This window comes from Lishizhenia sp. (assembly GCF_033720595.1).
In the GTDB taxonomy this organism is placed as follows: Bacteria; Bacteroidota; Bacteroidia; order Flavobacteriales_D; family Crocinitomicaceae; genus Lishizhenia.
The window spans coordinates 1-6,478 of the sequence record NZ_JAWWCF010000173.1 but is presented as its reverse complement, the minus strand read 5'-3'; the positions used below and the strand labels follow the sequence as shown (position 1 = coordinate 6,478).

The following is a 6,478-nucleotide window of genomic DNA, read 5'->3' as shown; positions in this document are numbered from 1 at the left end:
GGTAGTAGATATTGAATACGGTGAAGTAGGTGTGTTAGAAAATATTATCGATAACAACGTTAATCCTTTGATCCAAGTTTTAAAGGGTGATAAAGAGATGTTGATTCCATTTATTGATGGATTGATACAAAAGGTAGATAGAGAGAAGCAGGAGCTTCATGTTGCTGCGCCACAAGGATTGATCGAAATGTATCTGGAAGCATAGTTTTTACTATGATTTTCAATTTTAAACATTTTTCTATAGAACAAAGCAATGCCGTACTTAAGGTAGGTACGGATGCTTTTGTATTAGGTGCTTTTTTTGAAGCGTCCTCTCCTAAAAATATTTTAGATATAGGTGCTGGTACGGGGGTACTATCACTTATCGCTGCCCAAAAGTTTCAGAATGCCAATATTGACGCAATAGAAATTGATGCGGAAAGTGCTCGATTAGCAGCTAAAAATTTCGGCAATTCTCCATGGACAGATAGATTATATATACATCATAGCTCTTTACAAGATTTCACTACAAGTAAGACGTATGATCTGATTGTTAGTAATCCACCTTTCTTTGAAAATTCTAGCGCTGCAGATACTGAAGTAAAGAATAGAGTGAAGCATAATGGTGGACTTAGCGCTAGTGAGTTGATAGAGAAGGTAGACAGGTTTCTCAGTGAAGAGGGGGAGTGTTGGCTCATCCTTTCTGTAGATTTCATGCGTAACTATTTGAAGGAAATTGAGCGTTTTAAATTGAATATTGTTCAAGAGATTTCTGTTTTTGGAAAACCTGAATTTTTGAAACGTAAAATACTGGTGCTTTCGAAAAAGCCGTCTCACAAACAAAAGATTGATTTCACCATTAGAAATAAAGAAGGAAAATACTCGGACGAATATATAGCTCTAACTAAGGAGTTACACGACCGAGCTTTGTAAGTTTTACCTTTTCAAATTATTTTCATACAAACTAATCCAGTCTTGTACACTCATTTTTTGTACTGTTTCTTTGATTAAATCATAGGGAATATCATTCATTCGTTTTAAACGAACACAGCTTTTACCCATGTCTAATTTATACTTACTGTATTTCGAGTATTCATCAACAAACCATTGGTAGAGTTCAGGGTTAGCATAGATCCCCATGTGATAGAAACCGATAAAATTCTTTTGAGAAGCCAAGCTTAAAAAGGGAAGAGGTAATTCAGGTGTGCAATGGTAGCCACTGGGATATATTTCATGCGGTACCACCCATCCTAACATTCCATAATTAATGGTTTCTTTAAACCCTTCAGGTATATTTTTATTAATTATGCTTCTTAACTTCTGTATAACTTCTTGCCTGTCTTCTGGAAGTTGTTCGATGTATTCTTCTGGTGTATCTGCTTTGTATTGCATGTCTTCATTTTAATAAGCTCTAAAATAAAGTTAATTGACAGAGTTCAAAAGTCAGGGACATAAAAAAGGTGAGCTTCAACTCACCTTTGATTTATTTAGATATTTTGTAGTGTAGACTAAAGGATAGTCCATTACTTGAATTTTTAAACAACAGAGAACGATTGCTTCCATTGTGAAACTGACTCATTCCAAAACCAACATTAGGAACTAATTCTACGTTTAGATTAAACTTCTCGGATAAATCATAGGTTAAACCAAAGGTATGACCTATACCCGCATAAACTCCAAAATGTCTAAGGGAAACATAAGCACCTACAAAAGGCTCCCATCCATGGTAATAAGTAAACTTATTATCTAGTTGTTTCTTTTTTAAGAATGCAAAAGCACCACCAGCGCCCAGGGCTATAAAATCTCGAATTAAAGGTGATTGTAAATAGCTTACATTCGGAACAACGATTCCCGTGCTAAAGGTTCTAAATCGAAAAGATTTGTTCTCGTTTTTGTGTTTTAAATAAGAAAAACCCAGCCTTCCATTAATATCTGCACGTACACCTATTTCTTTACCAATGATTACGGTAGGTTTGGTGTAGGTTTTAGAGTTGATGTTTTCTTGAGCTTTCGTTAAGATGGGTGCTCCTATGAAGCATAAGCTAAAAAGAAGGGCAGTGTAACGTTTTTTCATAAATTGTGTTTTTTAGGCGTTTAGATTTGCTTTACAATTATTGAACCAAAAAATCTTTTTTGTAACAACTAAAAGTTATAGGTTGCCCCAATCCCTAAAAGTTGACTATTTGCATTGATTCCAAAGCTCGTAAAGGAATTACTTGGTGTAGAATTAATATAGGTGTTGTTGATGTATAATGCAGGTATAGTTTCAACATATAGGTTGAAATTAGGGCATATAGCATAATTAAAACCTATCATGTATCCTAGGCGTAAACTTGTGTTGCTGTTCTGTATTCCATTTGCAGCAAGAAATGAAAAGTTTATTGCAGGTTCAAATCCATGATGAAACGAAAATTTTTCATTGATTACTTTGAATCTTTGAAAACCAACTGCTAATCGAAGCCCCCCAGTAGAATTTTGATTATCTATCGTGTAGTTATAGTTAAAACCACCGGCCCTAAAACGCAAAGCTTTGTTATCATTTTTAATAAGAGAGAAGGTGAGGTCTAGGTTGTTAAAATTACTGGTTCTAAGTCCTACAGCTTTTCCATTTGAAGGTGATTGGGCGAAGCTGCTCGAAAAAATTCCAAGACTTCCAAGAATAGTTGCGATAATTAATTTGTGGATTTTCATGTGAGATGATTTATGATTAGGCAATGAAAATACAAAAAAAACAGGTCGTCCTTTTGGCGACCTGTTCATATATTTTAAAGAAAGCTTTGTGGGCTCCTTAGAAAATCTCGTTTGCAGAGAAGTGGAAGTTACCTTCGATCTCAGCGTTCTCATCAGAATCAGATCCGTGAACTGCGTTTCTTCCGATAGACTCAGCGTACTTCTGACGGATAGTTCCTTCAGCAGCTTCAGCTGGGTTTGTTGCACCAATTAAAGTTCTGAAATCAGCAACTGCATTCTCTTTCTCTAAGATAGCAGCAACGATAGGACCAGAAGTCATGTACTCAACTAATTCACCGTAGAATGGACGCTCAGCGTGAACTTCGTAAAATTTCTTAGCTTGCTCTTCAGTTAAACGCGTGTATTTCATCGCTTTAATGTCAAAACCTGCTTCGATAATCATATCGATGATTTTCCCCATGTGCCCGTTCTCAATCGCGTCAGGCTTAAGCATTGTAAATGTTCTATTCGTTGCCATTATAAATGTTTTTTCAAAAATTTTGCTGCAAAGATATACATATAAAGTTCTTAATTCAATAGTTCGGGTTAAAAGTGTGGTTTTGAAGAAAGATTTAACGATTTGGATACATGAAATGGGAGGGCGCTGAATTCAAAGTTGTGTCAATTCTGAGGAGAATCTCCAAAAAACTGCTTCAGAAAGTCGGCGGGAATGAGTAGGACTATGTCAATCAATTAAAGTAGGAAAAAAGGGCCGTAGATTATTGCCCTTTTTCCTTACTGAATTTCCCTCGTCTAACGCTAACTAAATTACTAGTTTTTAATGAGTTATGCAAGGAATACTTTGTAAAGTATTTGGAATTAGACGGTATCTTTTTGAAATATTGTTCATTCACGCTGGATTTTACTTTTTAGTGAATTTCTAAATCACCCTCATAAATAGAGACAATGACTTGTTCATTGTAACGTAAAAAACTTTTGAAGTGATCTTCAAATTGGAAGGTGGAACCTCCTTGATGATTAATGTAAACAGTAGAATTATCCTTGACTTTAGCTTTGAAGATACTTAACTCTCTTAAGAGTCTTTGATTTTTTATAAGAGAATCAACCAATTTAAATTCTAATTTATATTTAATCATTTTTCTTCATTTTCTATAAAATTAAAAATGTAGTCGATTCAAATATAAGGTTCGCTTTAAATAGGGGGATTTTCCTCAAGCTTAGAATTTTTTTTCCTAATTTAAGCTAGACGAGAGGTATTGTATTATAGTAGTTATTGATTGATTAATACCAATTACAACAACCTAATGTTTTATACAAGAAAAGTAATTTGAGTATTGGCAAGAGATGGAGCAAGCGTCTCGAGGAACAAAACATTTTCTCGTGTGAATCTTTCGTCTGTTGACTCAAGACTCACACTCAAAACTGTTTTGTGGAGCCGGAGGGGTTCGAACCCTCGTCCAAACAATGGCTACATTAGCCTTCTACATGCTTAGTCTGCACTTTGGTTTTCGACGATGCAGTGGAGGCAAACATCCGATACATCGCTTAGCTTCTTTAGATCTCGTATTTGGCCCGAAGCAAGCCGCCTACCAGTCTTTATTTGTTGATCCCTCCGATTCCAGCTTCCAAAAGACGGGGATGCCGGGGAGGAACTTGTCCCTCTTACTGTGCTTCAGAGTGGATTAAGCCGAATAACATTCAGTTATTAAGCTGCAAGAGCGTATGACGTGTTGTCAATTATCGTGTGAGACCAGGGATTAACGAGACTCACCTCATGTCTCGACATGCTTATACTAACCCAACTCAATCGCTGTCAAATCCAAGTCGGCCCCAATAATTATTGGTCGTACAAAGATAGAAGTTCATTGATTGTACGCAATAGCTCAAGAGATAAATTTGAAGGGAAAGTTGTTAAGGGACAATCATTGTGTGTTAATTAGTTGTGTATGAATTAGATGTTCGCTGATGTAGACATTTTTGTAAAAAATACAATGCTTTTAGAGGAGTAAACTTTCTCGTTTATTTTAAGTTGTAAGGAGTTCATTAAAGTGCTACTTTGTAGTTTGAATCCCTAAATTAACATTCTGCAAATCAAAAGATTGTTTGAAACGATTAACTTATAAGGAACAAACTGCTTATGATGATTTTGAGATTTTTGTGTATTCTTGATTTTATACCTATTTTGAAACAGTTTTCCATAAATCACCATTGCGAATAACCACTTTAAGATTAAAATTATGAATCTATTCAACGTACTGCTACTATCATTAGGCATAGTAACCACTTGCCAAGTTATGGCTCAATCAACTCCAGAAACACCACATTCACCCATGTGTGGTAGTCATGAATTAATCCAGCATCGCGATAATCAGTATCCTGGTTATGAAATGATGTCCGATCAGATGATGAGTAATTTGCAAAGTATACTTCAAAGTAATCTACAAGCTAAAGATCTATCTACGGTCTATACATTACCTGTTGTTTTTCATGTGGTATATAATACTCCCACAGAGAATATACATGATTCTCTGATTTATAGTCAGCTCGATGTATTGAACGAATGCTTTAGACGCTTGAATGCAGATACCGTAAACATGAGAACCGATTTTGAGAATCTAGTAGGGGATGTTAAAATTCAATTTGAATTGGCAACCGTGGATCCACAAGGAAACAGTACTTCAGGGATAACCCGCACTCCCACTTTAATTTACAATTTTATGGGCGATATGACTGACCCAAATTTTTATCAGGATATATACAGCAATGTATTTAGAATAACCGATGATCAAAATGGCGGTGTAGCTGCGTGGAATACGGATCAATATATCAATGTATGGATTGGAGATTTGTCTGCATCAACCGGAGTGCCGGGGCAATCTGAAGAGATGCTTATTGGATTGGCAACTCCTCCGCTAAATCATTCAAGCTTTATCAATGTATTGGATATGTCAATTTTAGAAGAGGACGGAGTTATTTTGCACTATAAATCGGTGGGGGCGAACAACCCCATTCCTTACAGTATAGGTTCTGCAGCCAATAACAATAAATCAGGGAAAACAATGGTACATGAAATGGGGCATTACTTAGGTTTAAGACATATCTGGGGTGATGGAGATTGTGGAATGGATGATTATATACTTGACACACCTTTGGCTGCAAGTGCCTCCGTAGGGTCTTGTTCTTTTAATCTTAACGATTGTTGGGATGATATCAATGGTCAAAATCTACCGAATATGGTAGAAAATTATATGGATTACTCGACTGAGCTTTGTCAAAATTCATTTACCATAGGTCAAATAGAAATGATGCGTTTAACACTTTCGACGTACAGGTCCGGACTTCTAACGAATACAGCTGCACTTACAAACCTAGAGCCTAAGCTTGAAGTGGAGTTGTTTCCTAATCCAGCTACAGGACCTTTTAGCCTAAAATTTAATACTATACAATCTGAGGTTCAACTAGTACTTACTGCTTTAGATGGAAAGGTAATAAGCAATAAAACGTTTAGGGATACCCATGAAATTAAGGAAGATATGGAATTAGCCAATGGGATGTATTTGTTGAATATTTACACCCAAGAAGGTGCTTATATCAAGAAGAGATTGATAATAAGCGAATAAGGTTATTTAATATGTGCATTAAAAAAGTCCAAGTAATTTAAATTGCTTGGACTTTTTTGTGGTATGTTCTTGTTATTTGAGTGTAGCAATTATTTTTTCAGCTTGAGGAAAATCTTTGTTTTCTCTATAAACCACAGTGTGATTTGCTTTTTTCTCTTCTTCGCTATTGTCGTTACAATCGCAAGAGG

6 protein-coding genes, 1 other RNA gene and 1 pseudogene are annotated in these 6,478 nt (G+C 35.8%); 3 read left to right on the top strand and 5 right to left on the bottom strand.

The genetic code is table 11. The annotated features are described in order from the left end of the window. Positions 1-205, top strand: a pseudogene (locus R3333_RS11570) (16S rRNA processing protein RimM); the annotation flags it as partial. A gap of 8 nt (positions 206-213) precedes the next feature. Beyond that, entirely contained in the window at positions 214-912 is a 699-nt protein-coding gene (locus tag R3333_RS11565) for a tRNA1(Val) (adenine(37)-N6)-methyltransferase (protein WP_318958938.1), read from the top strand. A gap of 3 nt (positions 913-915) precedes the next feature. On the opposite strand, the gene R3333_RS11560 is transcribed toward R3333_RS11565, so the two are convergent. The 5 genes from R3333_RS11560 to ssrA form a co-directional block, all read right to left on the bottom strand. Then, positions 916-1,371 carry a DUF1801 domain-containing protein gene (locus R3333_RS11560; protein WP_318958937.1) on the bottom strand — a complete coding sequence of 152 codons (456 nt, stop codon included), beginning with the start codon at positions 1,369-1,371 and terminating at the stop codon, positions 916-918. A gap of 91 nt (positions 1,372-1,462) precedes the next feature. Then, positions 1,463-2,053 (bottom strand): hypothetical protein, encoded by a 591-nt coding sequence (locus tag R3333_RS11555; RefSeq protein ID WP_318958936.1) that lies wholly within the window; start codon positions 2,051-2,053, stop codon positions 1,463-1,465. A 68-nt stretch (positions 2,054-2,121) separates the two neighbouring features. Beyond that, positions 2,122-2,670, bottom strand: a complete 549-nt coding sequence (locus R3333_RS11550; RefSeq protein WP_318958935.1) for a hypothetical protein — start codon at positions 2,668-2,670, stop codon at positions 2,122-2,124. Between the two features lie 97 nt (positions 2,671-2,767). Further along, positions 2,768-3,187, bottom strand: coding sequence for a nucleoside-diphosphate kinase (locus R3333_RS11545; RefSeq protein WP_318958934.1), 420 nt, complete (start codon positions 3,185-3,187; stop codon positions 2,768-2,770). Positions 3,188-4,097: 910 nt separating this feature from the next. Next, positions 4,098-4,502: a transfer-messenger RNA gene (ssrA, locus tag R3333_RS11540) on the bottom strand. Positions 4,503-4,907: 405 nt separating this feature from the next. On the opposite strand from ssrA, the gene R3333_RS11535 reads away from it, so the two are divergent. Beyond that, positions 4,908-6,290: a zinc-dependent metalloprotease gene (locus R3333_RS11535; protein WP_318958933.1), complete on the top strand. Its 1,383-nt coding sequence runs from the start codon at positions 4,908-4,910 to the stop codon at positions 6,288-6,290. The last annotated feature ends 188 nt before the right edge of the window (positions 6,291-6,478 follow it).